Origin of the sequence: Gordonia sp. NPDC057258 (assembly GCF_042668985.1) — a bacterium.
Taxonomy (GTDB): Bacteria; Actinomycetota; Actinomycetes; order Mycobacteriales; family Mycobacteriaceae; genus Gordonia; species Gordonia hongkongensis.
Genome location: NZ_JBHUXZ010000014.1, coordinates 1 through 15,940 on the forward strand (window position 1 = coordinate 1; position 15,940 = coordinate 15,940).

Sequence of the window (15,940 nt, forward strand, 5' to 3'; positions counted from 1 at the left end):
GGTGGCCAACCCCACAACAGCCCCTGAGAAGGAGGCAATTTCGCCATGGGACTTGACAGAGCAGCACTACATATCAGCGACGAGCCTCGAAGGGTTGGCGACGCATCTCGCCAGGACCCTTCGAGACGGCCTCCGCTGGCTCCGGCCTCCTCAGCTCAGGGAGCAGAGTTCTTTCGTCTCCACGACGGGTCGCCAGGCCTCGGATACTGAAAATTACCCGGAGTGTGCGTCACGCCCGTTCCCTGAGGAGTGCCCGGAGCTTGCGGAGGGCGCGTCACGCAGGGTCCGCTGAGCACCCCCGACTGATGGACCTCAACTCGACCGATGGACTTCGATCGAAGTGCATCCGTCGAGTTCGAGTTCATCGGTCGGAGCCGGATGCAGTGCGAGGTCGGGCCGGCTCGCTGAAGCAGTTCGTCTGAGCTCTACCACGGTGGTTGTTGGGTCGCAGACGCTGACCCTATGTGACTGGTGGGGTTTTTGTTCACCGCAGTTCACCACCGTTCACCGCTGAGACGTGAGTGGCAGCGACTGCGGTGCAACAGGATTCGATGACGATCAGGCCTGTGGAGAAATCTCGTCGTCGAATGTGATTGCGAGTAGCTTGGTGTCATGCCCTCGATCACCGAACTCCGCGACACCCTCACCGTCCTGCAACCGCCGCCCGACGACGGCAGTGGCCGCGCGCTACACGAGCGGCTCGACGAACTACGGATGTTGCGCAACGTGCTCGATCACCAGATCGCCGTGCACACAGCACTATTCGACGACACAGGTGCGGCAGCGCGGGCGGGGTCGACCACACGAAACGCACTGATCGAGATGGGCATGCCACCCGCGGCCGCGCACCGCTATGTGCGCATCGCCGGCGGGCTGGAGTCGGTGCCGAAGGTTGACGACTGTGCCTCGGAGGGTTATCTGTCTGCCGAGTGTGTCGACGCGGTGATCCGCGGACTAGCGCTTATTGACAAACGTTGCGCCACAGCGCTGTCCGACGACGAGCGCAGCGGATACGAGAGTGAGTTGCTTGCGCAGGCGTTCTCCGGAGCCACCCCCGCTCAGATCGACGACCACGCGCGTGGGATCGCCATCCGGGTCGCCGCCACCGACCCCAGCACTGTGGCAGCGGCCGATGACGCATCACTGAACACCGTGCACACCCGCATCACCGAAGACGGGCGGGTCGCGATCACCGGAGATGTGACCGCGGTGATCGGAGAGAAGTTCGTGTCCATGATCGACGAACGATCCTGCCCGCGTCCCGAACCCGACGGCGCTGCCGATCGTCGAGGTGCGGCCGAGCGACGCGCCGATGCGCTGGAGTTGCTGTTGGATCAAGCCGCGATCGGCGCGGCGATGACCACCGCCGGCGCACCCCGCACCCAACTGATGGTGACCATCCCCGCCGACTGCGCTGATCCGGCGCGCCTGCCGTGGATGGGGGCGGTCTCAGAGTCGACGACACGACGACTGTCGTGTGATGGTGGGGTGGCCGAGATCGTCCTCGACGACGAAGGGGTGCCGTTGCGGATGGGCACCACGAAGCGACTGTTCCCGCATCACCTGCGGCAGGCGATCATCGTGCGCGATCGGTGTTGTGTGAAATGCGGGGCGCCAGCCGCGCATACGCAGGTTCACCATCTGGTTCATTGGGTCGATGGTGGTCCGACCGATCTGGACAACGGGTGCCTGTTGTGCCAACGCTGTCACACCCAGGTCCATCACCACGGCTGGCAGGTCGTGATGGGGCCCGACCGGCACCCATGGCTCATCCCACCCGCCGACATCGACCCCCGACGCCTACCCCGACCCGCCTACAACCGGCGCACCATGCGACTCGACGACGCCCTCGTATAACTGCCCCGCGCAGACCAGACCCTCCGGCGTCGACCCCGGCGCCACACGACCTTTGACAACTCCACAGTGTGAGGCGATCCCGGCGGGGTCAGTGCCCGGCAAAGGCCTCCGCGAGCCACCAGGCGCCGCCGTCGTCAGTGATCTTGGCGTCGATGACGAGAGGCCCGGAAGGTTCGGGTGAGGGCAGCGAGGCGACCCAGTCCCGTACCTCGTCGAGGTCGTCGAGGCCGGTGACCGTCACGCCCGTCGCGCCGTGTCCACGGGCGATCGCGGCGATGTCGACCTCAGGGAACGTCACCGTCGTCATGTCGGCGTCGCCGAAGTGATGCACTTCGGCACCATAGGCGGAGTCGTTGTAGACGATCACGACCAGCGGCAGTGCCAGACGTACGGCGGTCTCCAATTCGGCGATGGCCATGAGGAATCCGCCGTCGCCGGTCCCTAGCACCGGGACCCGGTCCGGTTGCGCGAACGCCGCGCCGATGGCTGTGCCGAGGCCCAGTCCGATCGACTGGAAGGCCTGCGTGAAACAGAAGCCGAACTCGTCTGGCACGGACAGATGCGTCGACGGATAACCCATGAAGTTGCCGGAGTCGATGGAGACGACGCGGTCGGCGGGCAAGATCTCGTCGAGCGCGATCGTCAGTGCCCTCGGATCGACCCGGCCGGCGGTCACCTCGCCGGTGACGGGGACGTCCTGCCACCTCGATGACACCGAGATCCGTTCCCTGACTTCCTCGGTGCGATAACCGGTGGTGCCGCCATCGGCCGCGAGGATCGTGTGCACATCCGTCGCCGTTGCACCGCAGTCGCCGACCACCCCGAGGTCGATCGGGCGATGCGCGCCGATGGCGTCGATGTCGACGTCGACCTGCACCACGGTCGTGTCCGTGCCGATGAGTCGGCCGTGCCGCATCGTCCACATGTTCAGGGCGCAACCCCATCCGACGATGAGGTCGGCGTCGGCGATCAGCTCGGCGGTGGTGGGGGAGGAGAAGCCGCCGGAGATGCCCAACGAGAACGGGTTTCCCGCGAACAGGCCGTTCGCGACCGCCGACGTCGCCACCAGCGCACCGGCGGCCTCGGCCAGGGCCGCGATTTCGGGACCGGCGCAGCGCGCCCCTCGGCCCGCGACGAACATGGGACGCCGGGCGGCACGGAGCAACTCGGCCAGGCGAGTGGCCGACCGGGCTTCGGGCCGCGGCCGTGGCGGTTCGGCGGAGAGCTCGACAGGTCCTTCGAAATCCGCTGCGGCGGCGGCGATGTCGATGGCGACATGGAGCATGACGGTCCGGCGCTGCGTCACCGCGGTGCGGAAGGCGCGGATCACATCCGCCACCACCGTGGTCGGCCCGTAGACACGGTCGTTCACGGCGCCGACGCTCGCGGCGAGGGCCTCCTGGTCGATCCGGAAGTTCGACCGCAACGCCGACGCGGGTGCATCGGCGGTGAGCACGATCGTCGGCGTGCGGCTCTTGGCGGCCTCGGCGATGCCGGTCATCGCGTTGGTGAGCCCACAGCCCTGGTGCACCGACAGCACGCCCACCCGTCCCGACATCCGCGCATAGGCGTCGGCCATGCTGGCAGCCCCGCCCTCGTGGCGGGCGGCGGTGAACGGGACACCGCCGGCCCGAAGGGCGTTGGTCAGCACGAAGTTCCCGCTGCCGACCACACCGAAGGCATGGCCGACGCCGAGATCGGCGAGAACGCGGCCCGCGACGTCGGCGACCGTCGGGCCGTAGCGGCCGGGTGCCGCCATCAACTCTCGACGATCGCCAGCACGCGCGACGGACTGCCGGTGCCGCCGACGATCGGCAACGGGCTCACGACGATCACCGCGCCGGTCGGCGGGAGCGAGCCCAGGTTGCGCAGGGAGGTGAGCCCGTACTTGTCGTTGCCGAGGAAGTGGTAGTGCACGGGGAAGGCGGGATCGAAGCCGCCCGCCAGCCCTGCGTCGACACCGACGGTCTCGACTCCGAGGCCGGTGATCTCGCGCTCGGTGGCCAGCCACTGCGCGCACTCCACCGACACCCCGGGGGTGTGCGACCCGGTCTCGTCGGCGTTGAGGAACTCGGCTTCGGAGCCGCCCCGCGACTCCCAGCCGGTCCGCAACAGCAACCAGGTGCCGGCGGTGAGGCGTCCGTGTTCGGCTTCCCAGGCCTCGACCTCGGCGACGCTCAGGAGATGATCCGGGTCGTCGGCGACCTCGTCGGTCAGGTCGAGGACGGCCGCCGGGCCGATCAGCCGCTGCACCGGGATCTGCGAGACGTCATCCCCGTCGCGTCCGCTGATCCAGTGGATCGGTGCGTCGAGATGGGTGCCGATGTGCTCGCCGGTGTGGATGTTGTTGTGCCGCCAGTACGGCCCCGGCTCGTTGTAGGCGCTGACCTCTTCGAGACTGAAGTCGATCAGGTTCGCGAACGGGGCAGGCAGTCGCAGCGCGGGCGTCGCCGCACTCAACGGAGTCGTCAGATCGACGACGCGGAGCGACCCGTCGGCGAGGCCGGCGACGAAGCCGGACAGGGCGGTGTCGGGCACGAAGGAGCCGGCCACTACTTGCGCGCTCCGCGCCAGTTCATGCCCCAGCCGTACGCCTCGTCGACCTTGTCCTGTGCCCCGCGGATGTAGCGCACCTCGCGGTTGAGAACCAGCTCGCCACCACGGTTCTCGAACAAGGCGATCGCGCACGAGAGCGCCGACTGATCCGCCTCGTCGAGCCGGACCTCGATCTCCGGGCCGTTGGCCGGGAACAGGGTGACGACGCCGTTGGCGCCGGCCCAGTTCGGGGTGCCCTCGTAGATGTAGGCGAAGATCAGGATCCGGCGGATCCGGTCGGTCGCGGAGAGGTCGATGTACATGTTCTCGCCACCGGAACCCGACCGGTCGTCGCCGTCGAGATAGATGATCGGCTGTCCGTCACGGGGCGCCCGGAACGAGTTGCCCAGGGCCTGCACGATGCCCTTGCTCCCGTCGGTGAACTCCCACAGGCAGGCGAGGTCGAGGTCGATACCCTGCGCCTTGCGGAAGAGCCCGCCGCCCTTGGAGTTCGACGTCCAGCTCAGATTGACGCGCACCTGACCGGAGGTCGCACCCTGCTTGCTCAGCGAGATGCTCGGCGCCGACTTCGTGAGGGTGATCTTCGACAGCGAGACCGGCGGCGCGGGCGGCTGCTGACCGTAGCCCGCGGGGGTGGGCGGCTGCTGGCCGTAACCCGCGGGAGCGGCCGGGGGCTGGGCGGGCGGCTGCGGCGGCTGGGCCTTCGGACGCTTCGTGTAGTCGATCCCCATCTCGGTTCCTCATCTCGTCGTGGTGACATCGTCGTCGGGTGCGGTGATCGGACGGCGAAAACACACTCGCCGCAGGTGTTGGCGCCCAGCGTAGTGGACCAACGTCAACGGCCGGTGTCCGTTGCCGGGGCGTGAGCCCGCGCGGACGGGCCGAAACTCGATGCGACGTCGAGCCGCCCCTGCGGATTCCGGCGGCAGCTGGCAACGGCGACATGGCACGGACGTGGGACGTTCGCGGGGATCGGAAAGCCGTCGTCGATCTGGTACCGGGTGTTGGTGATCTTCGACGCGACCGCCGCCGGGTCGGCGGGGTGTTCCGGAGCGGCATCCGCCCGAATGACCACCATCGCTTCGGTGACACCGGCCGGCCACTCGAAGCGCACGGTGTCGGCGTCGACGCGGACCGCGGTGATCGGCGGCGGATCGTCGGGATGGGGGGTCGCCGGCGGCTGCGGCGCTGTGGTCGCCGAGGCGGGGGCGGCCGGCGCGGGGGCGGCGTCGGAGCGGGCGGGGGCGGACTGGTTTCCGGCCAGCACGGCGGTGACCTCGTACACCGGCGGCACCGGGTCGGGCCGACTGCCGTCGGAGAGTTCGGTCCCCGCGGTGCGGCCGAGCGTCCGGGTCGACCCGTCGAACCCGATGCGCACGACGCGGTAGGTCACCGACTCCGTCGCGGACGGATCCCAGGAGACGGTGATCGCACCACTCTCGGCGACGAACCGGACGTTGCGCGGCGGCTCCACGGTCAGCACCGTCGCCGCCGAGTTGAGGCCTTCGTGATCGGTGATCCGACGTCGCATCTCGGCAGCGGCGGTGAGGCTTGCCGGGTTGCTCACGGATGCCGACCGCGCGATCTCGCCCGCCTGGGCGACGATGTCCCGCGACGCCTCGAGGCGGGCCTGGAGCGACCCGCCCGAGTCGGGAAGACGGTCGATGTCCCGGGCCCGCCGGAACACGTCCTCCAGCAGTTCGAGCGCCGCGACGTGGCGCATCTCGTCCGCGAGATCCCGGGCCCGGCGGGAGTCCGCCACCGCCTGCGCGATGACCCGTTCGACCTCGTCGGCGACCGCCGCGATCTGCCGGAGCGCCGCGGCATCGTCGCCGGCTCCGGCACGCGCATCGGCGATGGCCGCGCGCGCCCGGACGGGCAGGCCGTCGCGCAAGGCCGCGCGGGCGGCGCGGAGATCGTTCTCCCACAACCGCTTTGGCGGGGGGACCTCGACAGGCTCGGCCGGCGGCGGGGGTGGCTCGGCCGGCGGCGTGGGTGGCTCGGCCGACGGCGGGGGTGACTCGGCCGACGGCGGGGGGCCGGCCGGTGGGCTCACGGCTGCTCCGAATTCGGCGGCGAGTCCGGCGATCACGGTGCGCGCATCGCGTGTGCCGAGTCCGCGGGTGCGGGCCTCGTCGAGCAGGAACTCATGGTCCTGCGCACCCAGTTCGTCCTCGACCAGGACCGCGGCCCGGACCCGTGGTCGGAGATGGTCGGTCACGGCGTCAACGACCGATTGCCGATACTCCTGCGCCAGCACGGGATCGGAGAGCAGGACGTCGTGGACGTGGACCAGCAGCTCGTCGAGGACCGCGCGGAAGCGGCCGGCGGCGAGCTCACGGGCTCGTTCGTTGAGCGCGACGGCCCGCGACTCGATGACGCCGCGATCGGCGGCGGCGTCGGTGTCGAGGTGTAGCAGGGTCAGGAGCGTCGGGGTGGGATCGCCGTCGCGGAGTCGGTCGAACTCGGCGAGCAGGTCGGCGATCTGACCGCGTTGCTGCGCCGACAAGGACACCCGCGGCGGCGCGGGTTCGGCCGACGCGGGCGGGGCGTCGTCGACGATGCGATGACGCCGCAGTCGGGTGTCGATCTCGGCCGGATCGAGGCCGCCCATGGCGCCGATCTCGTCGAGCCCGGCGCGCTTGGATCTCGGGATTCCGCCGTAGCGCTCGTTGAGCCGCGCGATCGCGTTGTCGAGGAGTTCGAATCGCTGCTGATCGCGCAGTTCGCGTCGGGTGCTCACCGCACGAGCCTCGGCGATCCGACCGGTCTTGTGCCGCAACGGCGCCGACCGCTCGTCGTGTTCGGCAACCAACCGGGCCACCAGGATGCGGTACTTCGGGTGGTCGCGTTGCTTCTGCCAGAAGGCCCACACCTCGTCGAGTCGGGCGGCCACCGCGGCGTCGTCGAGTCGCTCGGCCTCCTCGATCGGGAGGTCATACAGTTCGAACGAATCCGATTCGCTCGGGCCTCCGCGCTTCTCGACCGCGGCGAGCACACGTTTGCGATAGTCGTTGCCGACAAACGGTTCCATCAGGTCTCTCTCCTCCGGCGGAGGCGGTCAGTGGTCGCGGCGCCGGGAGCGGTGGACCTGGTCGAGTTCCCGCTCGACCTCCGATTTCGACAGCGAGGCACCGGTTTTGGCCGACAATGTGAGCGGGATCTGCGCATCGACGTGGAACGCGGTGACGTGCAGGACGCCGTCGAAGGCCATCTCGAAGGTCACCGACACCTCGCTGCCCTCGTCGTATCCGGGCGGGATGTCGGTGATCGCTCCTTCGATGAGGACCTTGGCGTCCTCCGGTCTCGGCGAAGCCGACTGCCCCTGCTGTTCCAGCACGACCAGTTCGATGCGGGACTGGTCGCGTCGCATGGTCCCGAACGACCGTCGCACCCGGATCGGGAGAGTCGAATTCCGCTGGACCAGCCAGCTGGCCTCCAGTTCGCCGTTGTGGCCGTTGACCGCCAGCACCCCGAAACCGCGGGAGACCACTGTGTCCACGACGACCTCGAGCGTGCGGCGGACACTGCTGACGGGCAGCGCGAACGCGTGGGCGACCCGGGTGCAGGACTCGTCGAGGTCGGCCGGTGCGACGCCGTCGAGACCGCGGTCCTCGCGCAGGCGTCCGCGGGTGGTGAGGTCGGCGCGGACGAGTCGTTCGATCTCCAGCTTCTCGCCGTAGATCGCTGCCCCGCGGGCGACGGCGAGGTCGGGGTCGTTCAGTTCCGGTGTCGTGCCCAGTGCGGCGGCGAGTTCCCGCGCGACCATCGGCATCCGCGACGAACCGCCGACCAGCAGGACACGGTCGACGGCTGACACGCCTCGGCGTTCGGCGGCGGCCAGGCATGACCGGGTGAGTTCGACGGTCCGCGCCAGCAGCGGACGGGTGAGTTCCTCGAGTTCGGCCCGGGTGAGCGTGATGACCGACCGGGCGCCGTCGTGGGCGACGATGACCGAGGTCGAATCCGACTCGGTCAGTTCGTGTTTGGCGCGCTCTGCGGCGAGGATGAGCGACTGCGAGCCGACCGAGTCGTCGAGCGGGTCCTCGGCGTCGGGATGTTCGGCGCAGAACGCGCGCGAGAGGTGCAGCGCCAGCCGCTCATCCCAGTCGGCACCGCCGAGCTGGTGATCGCCGTCGACGGCGAGCACGGTGATCCGGCGGTCGGCGAGTTCGATGACCGTCGCATCGAAGGTCCCGCCGCCGAGGTCGTAGACCAGGACCGTCTCGTCGGGTGTGCCCTTGGCCAGCGGGTCGGTCAGGCGGCTGAAGCCGTAGGACAGAGCGGCGGCGATCGGCTCGGACAGGACCCCCGCGACCTCGAGGCCGGCATAGGTGCCGGCCTGGATCGTCGCGCGCCGCTCCTCGTCACCGAAGTAGGCGGGCACCGTGATCACGGCGCGCTCGACCTGCTCACCGGCGAACGCGGCGTCGGAGATCAGCGACTTGATGATGAGCGCCGAGATCGCCGGGGCCGACCAGGTCTGACCGTGCGCGACGAAACGCCACTGGGCATCGCCCATCCGCCGCTTCACCAGGCTGCAGACGTTCTCCGGGTCGAGCCTGGCCTGCCGGCGGGCCCCTTCGCCGACGACGTGATCCGTCGGCGACGTCAACAACACCGTCGACGGGGTGGTCGGTGCGCCGGTCAGTCCGACGATCACCTCCGGGCGGCCGTCGGCGTCGATCTTCGCCATCGCCGAGTTGGTGGTTCCGAGGTCGATCCCGATTACGCCCACGATCGGGGATGCTAGCAGCGCAGACGGTCTCGCCGGTGCCGGACGATCGGCCGGCGGAGTTGATTACGCTGGCGGAATGACGTCTCCGGAGGGTGATGTGCCCGAGCGAATCGACGGGCTCGCGCAGTTGGGCGAGCAGGTGTCCGACCTCGCCCTCGTGGTCGCGCGGCAGACCAGGACGATCGAGCGGCTCGTCGACGCCGCGAAGACCCCGGCCGCCGCGGCCGGCGTGGACTCCGCCCTGCTGGTCGACCTCTTCGCGCTCCACACCGATGCGGCGACGTGCGCGGTCTCGGCGTCGGAGGCCGACCGGCCCGCGTTCGAGCTGCTGCGCGCCGGCCTGGAACGCCTCATCGTCGGCCGCGGGGGAGCGGTCGTCGCACCGCCGGCCGGGACCGACTTCGATGCCCGCACCATGGAGGCGGTCGACGTCCATCCGACCGACGACACCTCCGCGGACCGCACCGTCGCCGAGCTGCTCCGTCCCGGGCTGGTCGTCGGCGAGCGCTCGGTCCGGCCGGCGGCCGTGGTGGTCTTCCGGAGCGGTCAGTCCTCGGGAGACAGTGTCCGCCAGAGGAACTCGTAGGCCAGGGCCGATTTGAACGCGGCCTGCTTGTTGTCCGCCGCGCCGCCGTGGCCGCCCTCGATGTTCTCGTAGTACTGCACGTCGTGACCGGTTTCCTCCAGGCGGGCAACGAGTTTGCGCGCGTGACCGGGGTGGACGCGATCGTCGCGGGTCGACGTCGTGACCAGGATGGGCGGGTAGGTCGCGTCCGCATCGACGTTCTGATACGGCGAGAACGGTTTCATGAACTCCCACTGTTCGGGGTCGTCGGGATCGCCGTACTCGGCCATCCACGACGCCCCGGCCAGCAGGAGGTGGTAGCGCTTCATGTCGATGAGCGGGACCTGGCAGACCAGGGCGCCGAACAGCTCGGGATAGCGCGTCAGCATCACGCCCATGAGCAACCCGCCGTTGGACCCGCCCTGGGCGCCCAGCTGTGACGCAGTGGTGAGTCCGGTGTCGACGAGGGCACGCGCGACGGCGGCGAAATCCTCGTACACCTTGTGCCGTCCCGCTTTCTGCGCCTGGGTGTGCCACGACGGGCCGTATTCGCCGCCGCCCCGGATGTTGGCGATGACGTAGATCCCGCCGCGCTCGATCCAGCTCTGCCCGGCGATCGCGAGATAGCTCGGGGTGAGGGCATTCTCGAATCCGCCGTAGCCGTAGAGCAGCGTCGGTCCCTGGGACACGTCGCGCCGACGCACCACGAAGTACGGCACCTGCGTGCCGTCGTCGGACGTCGCGAAGTGCTGCTCGGCGGTCACCGCGTCGGAGTCGAAGAACGCGGGGCTGTGTTTGATGACCTCCGGAGCCCGGCCGCTCTGGCCGTGGAGCAGACTCGGCGGATCGGTGAACGACGTCGCCGACCAGAACACCTCGTCGCTCTCGTCGGGATCGGTGTCGAGGACCGAGACCGTGGCGAGGTCGGGCAGACCCGGCATGTCCACGGCCTGCCAGGTGCCGAGTTCGAGTACCTCGACCCGCGTGTGCACGTCGTGCAGCTTCACGATGATGAGATGCGAACGCGTGTAGGCGTAGTCGACGAGGCTCGTGTGCGCATCGGGCGCGAAGAGCACGGCCGCGTCGCGGTCGCCCGCCCGGTAGGCCTCGTAGTCGAAGGCCAGCAGTGTGCCCGGTGCGTGCGCGGTGCCGTCGATCTCCCACTCCGATCGCGTGAGCACCAGCAGCCAGTTCATCCGGACCCCGGCGTGCGCGTCGGTGGGCACGTCGAGCAACTCGGGGCGGCCGTCGCGCAGTTCGTAGTCGAGTGAGTTGAAGAAGTCGGTGGCGCGACCGACGAAGTGGCGTTCGAATCCCGGTGTGCTGTCGTAGCTCGCCCGCACCGACACGTCCCCGGTCTCGCCCGCGAAGACCGTCACGGCCTCCGACAGCGGGGTGCCGCGCGTCCAGCGCTTGACGATGCGGGGGTAACCGGAATCGGTCAGCGAGCTCAGCCCGTCCGGTTGCACGCCGAAATCCGTTCCGACATATACGGTGTCACGATCGATCCACCCGACGTCGGATTTGTTCTCCGCCAGCTCGAAGCCGTCGGCGACCCAGGTGCGCGACGGGATGTCGAACTCGCGGACCACGGAGGCGTCGGCGCCGCCGCGCGAGAGGGAGATCAGCGCGCGCTCGTACTCGGGGCGCAGTACGGAGGCGCCGGCCCACACCCAGTTCTCGTCCTCGGCGCGTGCGAGTTCGTCGACGTCGATGAGGACATCCCAGTCGGGGGTGTCGGTCACGTAGGAGTCGTACGTCGTGCGACGCCAGAGGCCACGCGGGTTGGTCGCGTCGCGCCAGAAGTTGTACAGGTACTCCCCGCGGCGACGCGCGTAGGGGATGCGGTCGTCGGTGTCCAGGGCGGCAAGCGTTGCGGCCTCCAACTCGCGGAAGCGTTCCGACGACGTCAACGCCGCCACCGTGGGCTCGTTGTGCGCGCGCACCCAGGACAGCGCGTCGTCGCCGGTGACGTCCTCCAGCCACAGGTACGGGTCGGTGTCGGACGTGGGGGCGTCGTAGCCGTGCTCGGTCATGGCGTCCAAACTACGCGGGCGGCCGTCGCGACCGTGCTCCGCGCAGGAGCGCTCACGGTGTCGGCCCCGGCAAAACGCCCACTACAGGTTGTCCGCGCGGGGTATCGTGACGCAGCGACGTCGAGGAGACCCCCATGGCCACTGCCCATTCCGTTCCCGCCCGCTGTCCCGGCCATGAACCCCCACGGACGACGCGATGGGCCCGCCTCTCGATGGCCACCTGTTCCGTCGTCGCCGTTGTTGCGCTCGTCGCGGCTTGCGACAGCGGGTCGTCGGGCACCGGGGCGCCACCGTCCGCATCGGAGTCTCTGGAGAACCCGAATGCCGTCGCCGCCGAACCGCTGCCGGCCGATGCGGTCGACAAGGCGGTCGGGCAACTCGACGACCTGGTCAACTCGATGATGGAGTCGACCAAGATCCCGGGTGTGGCCGTGGCGGTCGTGTCCGGTGGGGAGACCAAGTACGCCAAGGGGTTCGGCGTCAAGGACATCACGACCGGTGAGGCCGTCGACCCGAACACCGTCTTCCAGCTGGCGTCGGTGTCGAAGTCGGTGGGATCGACGGTGGTCGCGGCCGCCGTCACCGACAAGACGGTGACGTGGGAGATGCCGATCGTGGAATCGCTGCCGTGGTTCGCGCTCGCCGAACCGTACGTCACGCGCACCGTGACCGTCGGCGACATGTACTCGCACCGATCCGGTCTGCCGGACCACGCGGGCGACAAACTGGAGGACATGGGGTACTCGCAGCAGGAGATCATGCAGCGCATGCGCTTCATGCCGCTCGACCCGTTCCGGATCAGCTACGCCTACACCAACTTCGGGGTGACGACCGGTGGCGAGGCGGTGGCGGTGAAGGCCGGGACGGACTGGGCGACGCTGTCGCAGGACCTCATCTACGGTCCGCTGGGCATGACCAGCACCAGCTCCCGCTACGTCGACTTCGAGCGCCGGGCCGATCGCGCGGTGGGGCACATCAAGGAAGACGACAAGTGGGTCAAGACCCCGATCCCGCGCGATCCCGATGCGCAGTCACCCGCCGGCGGTGTGAGCTCGAACGTCAACGACATGGCGACGTGGCTGAAGATGGTGCTGGCGCAGGGCAAGCACAACGGCCAGGAGGTCGTGGCCCCCGACGCGCTGCTCCCGGCCCTCTCACCGCAGATCGTGTCGAGCCCGCCCCAGACGCCCGACAACCGCGCCGGATCGTACGGCTACGGCTTCAACGTCGGGGTGACCGAGGACGCGCGGACGCAGTTCAACCATGCCGGCGCGTTCGCGTCGGGCGCCGGCACGGTGTTCTCGATCCTGCCGTCGGCCGACACCGCCATCGTCGTCCTGTCCAACGCCGCGCCCCTCGGTGCGGTGGACTCGATCGCCGCCGAGTTCATGGATCTCGTGCAGTTCGGCGAGATCCGCAACGACTGGCGCGACCTCTACGCCAAGGCGTATGCGCCCCTGAGCGTGCCGAGCGGCGAACTCGTCGGCAAGGAACCGCCGTCGAATCCCGCACCGTCGCAACCACTGCCGTCGTATGTGGGTACCTACGCCAACGCGGTGTACGGACCGGCGGAGATCGTCGAACGCGACGGGAAGCTCGTCCTGGAGATGGGGCCGGGCGGAGTCCGTAAACACGAACTCGCTCACTGGGACGGCAACACGTTCACGTTCGATCTGCTCAACGAGAACGCCGAACCGGGCTCGATCTCACAGGTCACGTTCGACGGCCCGCGTATGACGATCGAGTACTACGACGACGAGGAGAGCAACGGGGAGTTCATCCGGCGCTGACGGTCAGCGGCCCGTCCGGCCGTCGACGCCCTCGCGGATGATGTCGAGATGGCCGGCGTGACGGGCGGTCTCCTCGATCATGTGGGTCAACGCCCACCGCATCGACGGGGAGGAGCGACGTCCGCTCGCCCTGGGCGCCGCCTCGGCGAGATCGGTGTAGGCGTCGATGACCTCGCCGGCCTCGGACACCGCGCGGCGGTATGCCGCCTGCACCGACGCCACGGTCTCGTCGTCGGGGCATGCGAACGTCGCCTGCCAGTCGTCCGCGTCCTCGCCCAGGAAGAAGAACCGTTCGACGAACGTCAGGTGGCGGACCACCCCCAACAGGCTGGTGCCCGACGGCACCGCGGCCGCACGCGCGTCGACCTCGGAGACGCCGTCGAGTTTGGCCACCGCGGAGGCGCGCAGGTAGTCGAGGAAACCGACCAGCACCTCCTTCTCCGAACCGCCGGTCGCCGGTGGCGGAGTGTCCTTGCGACGGCGGGGAGGCATGGCCCCCACTCTAATGCTGTGCGGCCACCGGGTCGGGGACCTCGCCGGTCCGGACCGGGCATCGCGTGTGGGAGTAGATCGTCGGCATGCAGAGATTGCAGTGGACGCATTTCGACGTCGTCGACGGGTCGGCGGCGAGACGCAGCGGTAGGTCGGGTTCACGCAGGAGCGCGCGCCCCATCGCCATGAAATCGAAGCCCTCGGCGAGCGCGAGATCCATCGAGGCGCGATCGGTGACGCCGCCCAGGAGGATGAGCGGCAGATCGACGGCCTTACGGAGTTCGCGCGCGAGAGGCAGCAGATAGGCGTCGTGATAGCGGTAGTGCTTCAGGAAGACCGGTGCGAAGGCCTTCAGTCCGTACTTCATGGCACCGGAGAACGCATCGGCGAACTCCTTACGGGGTGCCTCGCCGTGGAAGAGGTACATCGGGTTGAGCAGTGAACTCCCCGCGGTGGGTTCGATGGCGTCGAGGTGGCCGTCGGATTCCAGTAGCTGTGCCACCTCGCATGCCTCGTCGACGTTGAAGCCACTCAGCCTCGCCCGGCCCCGGGCCCGCGCCGCGGGCGAGCGCTCGAGGTCGACCCGGCCGACGCCGTCGAAGAGGTTGAGCTTCACCCAGATCGCAGCCTCGTCCCCGACCTCGTCGCGCACGCTATCGACCACCTCACGGGCGAGGCGGGCGCGGTTGACGAGGCTCCCGCCGTAGGCGTCACGACGCCGGTTCAGCAGCGGGGACAGGAAGCTGGAGATGAGATAGTTGTGGCCGCAGTGGATCTCGAGTCCGTCGAAGCCGGAGTCCACCGCAAGCCGTGCGGCCCGGCGGAACGTGGTCCGCAGGTCGGCGATGTCGTCGACGCTGATCGCACGGGTTACCGACATTCCCATCGGCGCGGGTATCCGTGACGGTCCCAGGGAGGCGGCCCGGTTCGACGCCGAGTTCGCGACCGCGCCCGCGTGCCCCAGTTGGGCCGCCGCAAGTGCGCCCTCGGCGTGGACTGCGTCGGTGAGTCTGCGCAATCCGGGAACCGCCTCGGGGCGCATCCAGATCTGGTGGCGGTCGGTGCGGCCCTCAGGTGAGATCGCGCAGTAGGCGACCGTGCTCATGGCCACCCCGCCGGCGGCGACCTCGCGATGGAACTCGATGAGTTCGTCGGTCACCAGGGCGTCGGGCGTCATCCCCTCGAAGGTGGCGCATTTGATCAGGCGGTTCCGCAGGTGCAGCGGTCCCAGCCGGGCGGGGCTGAACGGTCCGGTGGTGGGGCTGTCCACAACGGGTCCTCTCACTCGTGTCTCACGTGGCGGGTGCGGTCAGTCCGGCGGTGACGAAGCCGGCCAGGGCCGTCACGGCGGCGGGGCTCGAGGTCTCGGTGCCCCCGAACCGCAGGAGGATCAACTGGAAGGCGAGTGCCCAGCGTCGGCGCGCCTCGCTCGCCGTCAGGCCGGGGACGGCCTCGGCGAGCATGTCGGCGAACGGATCGAGATCGAACCAGCGCGACGTCCAGCTCGCGGTGGGATGGGCGAACACAAACCGTGCGAGCAGCTGTAGGTGCAGATGTCCGGTTGGGTCGGACTGCAGGTCGACGAAGGGGGCCACCACAACGTCGACGACATGCGCGATCGGCGTACCGGCCGGGTCGAGGGAGGCCAGCGGGTCGGCCCACAGCGGACCCAGGCGAGACTCCAGCAGAGCGATGGTGAGGTCGTCCTTGGTGCCGAAGTGATAGTGCACCGCCGCCGGGTTCGCCTCGGCGGCCGCGCAGATCGCCCGGACGGACACCTTGTCGTATCCCTCGGCGAGGAAGAGACGTTCGGCGACGGCCAGCAGGGCGTCGCGGGTGGGCAGCGACGTCGAATCGCGGCGCTCACCGCGTCCGGCGCGCGTGGTCTGGGTCACACGTCGAGGAA

12 protein-coding genes are annotated in these 15,940 nt (G+C 69.3%); 3 read left to right on the forward strand and 9 right to left on the reverse strand.

All coding sequences use genetic code 11. From position 1 onward, the window contains the following. The first annotated feature begins 612 nt into the window (after nucleotides 1–612). Nucleotides 613–1,857, forward strand: a complete 1,245-nt coding sequence (locus ACFUEJ_RS12070) for a DUF222 domain-containing protein (RefSeq protein WP_388029602.1) — start codon at nucleotides 613–615, stop codon at nucleotides 1,855–1,857. An 88-nt stretch (nucleotides 1,858–1,945) separates the two neighbouring features. Here the strand turns inward: ACFUEJ_RS12070 and ACFUEJ_RS12075 are convergent, their stop codons facing one another. The 5 genes from ACFUEJ_RS12075 to ACFUEJ_RS12095 all read right to left on the reverse strand — a co-directional run bounded on the left by ACFUEJ_RS12075 (nucleotide 1,946) and on the right by ACFUEJ_RS12095 (nucleotide 9,151). After that, the gene (locus tag ACFUEJ_RS12075) at nucleotides 1,946–3,616 is read right to left on the reverse strand and encodes a thiamine pyrophosphate-binding protein (protein ID WP_068970975.1); all 1,671 of its coding nucleotides are present in this window, start codon (nucleotides 3,614–3,616) and stop codon (nucleotides 1,946–1,948) included. Next, nucleotides 3,616–4,395, reverse strand: a complete 780-nt coding sequence (locus ACFUEJ_RS12080) for a cyclase family protein (RefSeq protein WP_065630168.1) — start codon at nucleotides 4,393–4,395, stop codon at nucleotides 3,616–3,618. The genes ACFUEJ_RS12075 and ACFUEJ_RS12080 overlap by 1 nt, the downstream gene beginning before the upstream one ends. 14 nt (nucleotides 4,396–4,409) lie before the next feature. Beyond that, entirely contained in the window at nucleotides 4,410–5,144 is a 735-nt protein-coding gene (locus tag ACFUEJ_RS12085; RefSeq protein ID WP_078111705.1) for a tellurium resistance protein, read from the reverse strand. A 104-nt stretch (nucleotides 5,145–5,248) separates the two neighbouring features. Continuing rightward, entirely contained in the window at nucleotides 5,249–7,447 is a 2,199-nt protein-coding gene (locus tag ACFUEJ_RS12090) for an Ig-like domain repeat protein (protein WP_388029605.1), read from the reverse strand. A 27-nt stretch (nucleotides 7,448–7,474) separates the two neighbouring features. Then, on the reverse strand, nucleotides 7,475–9,151 hold the full coding sequence (locus ACFUEJ_RS12095) for an Hsp70 family protein (RefSeq protein WP_388029606.1): 1,677 nt from the start codon (nucleotides 9,149–9,151) through the stop codon (nucleotides 7,475–7,477). 76 nt (nucleotides 9,152–9,227) lie between these two features. Between ACFUEJ_RS12095 and grpE the strand changes: the two genes are divergently transcribed. After that, nucleotides 9,228–9,737, forward strand: coding sequence for a nucleotide exchange factor GrpE (gene grpE / locus ACFUEJ_RS12100; RefSeq protein WP_277243861.1), 510 nt, complete (start codon nucleotides 9,228–9,230; stop codon nucleotides 9,735–9,737). Here grpE and ACFUEJ_RS12105 read toward each other — a convergent pair. Continuing rightward, complete coding sequence (locus ACFUEJ_RS12105; RefSeq protein WP_205334319.1) at nucleotides 9,698–11,752, reverse strand: prolyl oligopeptidase family protein; 2,055 nt, start codon at nucleotides 11,750–11,752, stop codon at nucleotides 9,698–9,700. The two genes, grpE and ACFUEJ_RS12105, sit on opposite strands and share 40 nt — an antisense overlap. 212 nt (nucleotides 11,753–11,964) lie before the next feature. Here ACFUEJ_RS12105 and ACFUEJ_RS12110 point away from each other — a divergent pair, with 212 nt between their 5' ends. Further along, nucleotides 11,965–13,542, forward strand: coding sequence for a serine hydrolase (locus ACFUEJ_RS12110; protein ID WP_065630142.1), 1,578 nt, complete (start codon nucleotides 11,965–11,967; stop codon nucleotides 13,540–13,542). Nucleotides 13,543–13,545: 3 nt separating this feature from the next. Here the strand turns inward: ACFUEJ_RS12110 and ACFUEJ_RS12115 are convergent, their stop codons facing one another. Genes ACFUEJ_RS12115 through ACFUEJ_RS12125 form a run of 3 tightly spaced genes read right to left on the reverse strand, consistent with a single transcriptional unit; the run spans nucleotide 13,546 to nucleotide 15,929 of the window. Continuing rightward, nucleotides 13,546–14,034 carry a DinB family protein gene (locus ACFUEJ_RS12115; protein WP_388029610.1) on the reverse strand — a complete coding sequence of 163 codons (489 nt, stop codon included), beginning with the start codon at nucleotides 14,032–14,034 and terminating at the stop codon, nucleotides 13,546–13,548. A 10-nt stretch (nucleotides 14,035–14,044) separates the two neighbouring features. Next, nucleotides 14,045–15,304 carry an NADH:flavin oxidoreductase gene (locus ACFUEJ_RS12120; protein ID WP_388029613.1) on the reverse strand — a complete coding sequence of 420 codons (1,260 nt, stop codon included), beginning with the start codon at nucleotides 15,302–15,304 and terminating at the stop codon, nucleotides 14,045–14,047. A 22-nt stretch (nucleotides 15,305–15,326) separates the two neighbouring features. Then, entirely contained in the window at nucleotides 15,327–15,929 is a 603-nt protein-coding gene (locus ACFUEJ_RS12125) for a TetR/AcrR family transcriptional regulator (RefSeq protein ID WP_058251287.1), read from the reverse strand. Nucleotides 15,930–15,940: the final 11 nt, after the last annotated feature.

Coding starts and splice junctions, on each gene's coding strand:
- ACFUEJ_RS12070 (WP_388029602.1), top strand. CDS start 613: ATGCCCTCGATCACCGAACTCCGCGACACCCTCACCGTCCTGCAACCG.
- ACFUEJ_RS12075 (WP_068970975.1), bottom strand. CDS start 3,616: ATGGCGGCACCCGGCCGCTACGGCCCGACGGTCGCCGACGTCGCGGGC.
- ACFUEJ_RS12085 (WP_078111705.1), bottom strand. CDS start 5,144: ATGGGGATCGACTACACGAAGCGTCCGAAGGCCCAGCCGCCGCAGCCG.
- ACFUEJ_RS12090 (WP_388029605.1), bottom strand. CDS start 7,447: ATGGAACCGTTTGTCGGCAACGACTATCGCAAACGTGTGCTCGCCGCG.
- grpE (WP_277243861.1), top strand. CDS start 9,228: ATGACGTCTCCGGAGGGTGATGTGCCCGAGCGAATCGACGGGCTCGCG.
- ACFUEJ_RS12105 (WP_205334319.1), bottom strand. CDS start 11,752: ATGACCGAGCACGGCTACGACGCCCCCACGTCCGACACCGACCCGTAC.
- ACFUEJ_RS12110 (WP_065630142.1), top strand. CDS start 11,965: ATGGCCACCTGTTCCGTCGTCGCCGTTGTTGCGCTCGTCGCGGCTTGC.
- ACFUEJ_RS12115 (WP_388029610.1), bottom strand. CDS start 14,034: ATGCCTCCCCGCCGTCGCAAGGACACTCCGCCACCGGCGACCGGCGGT.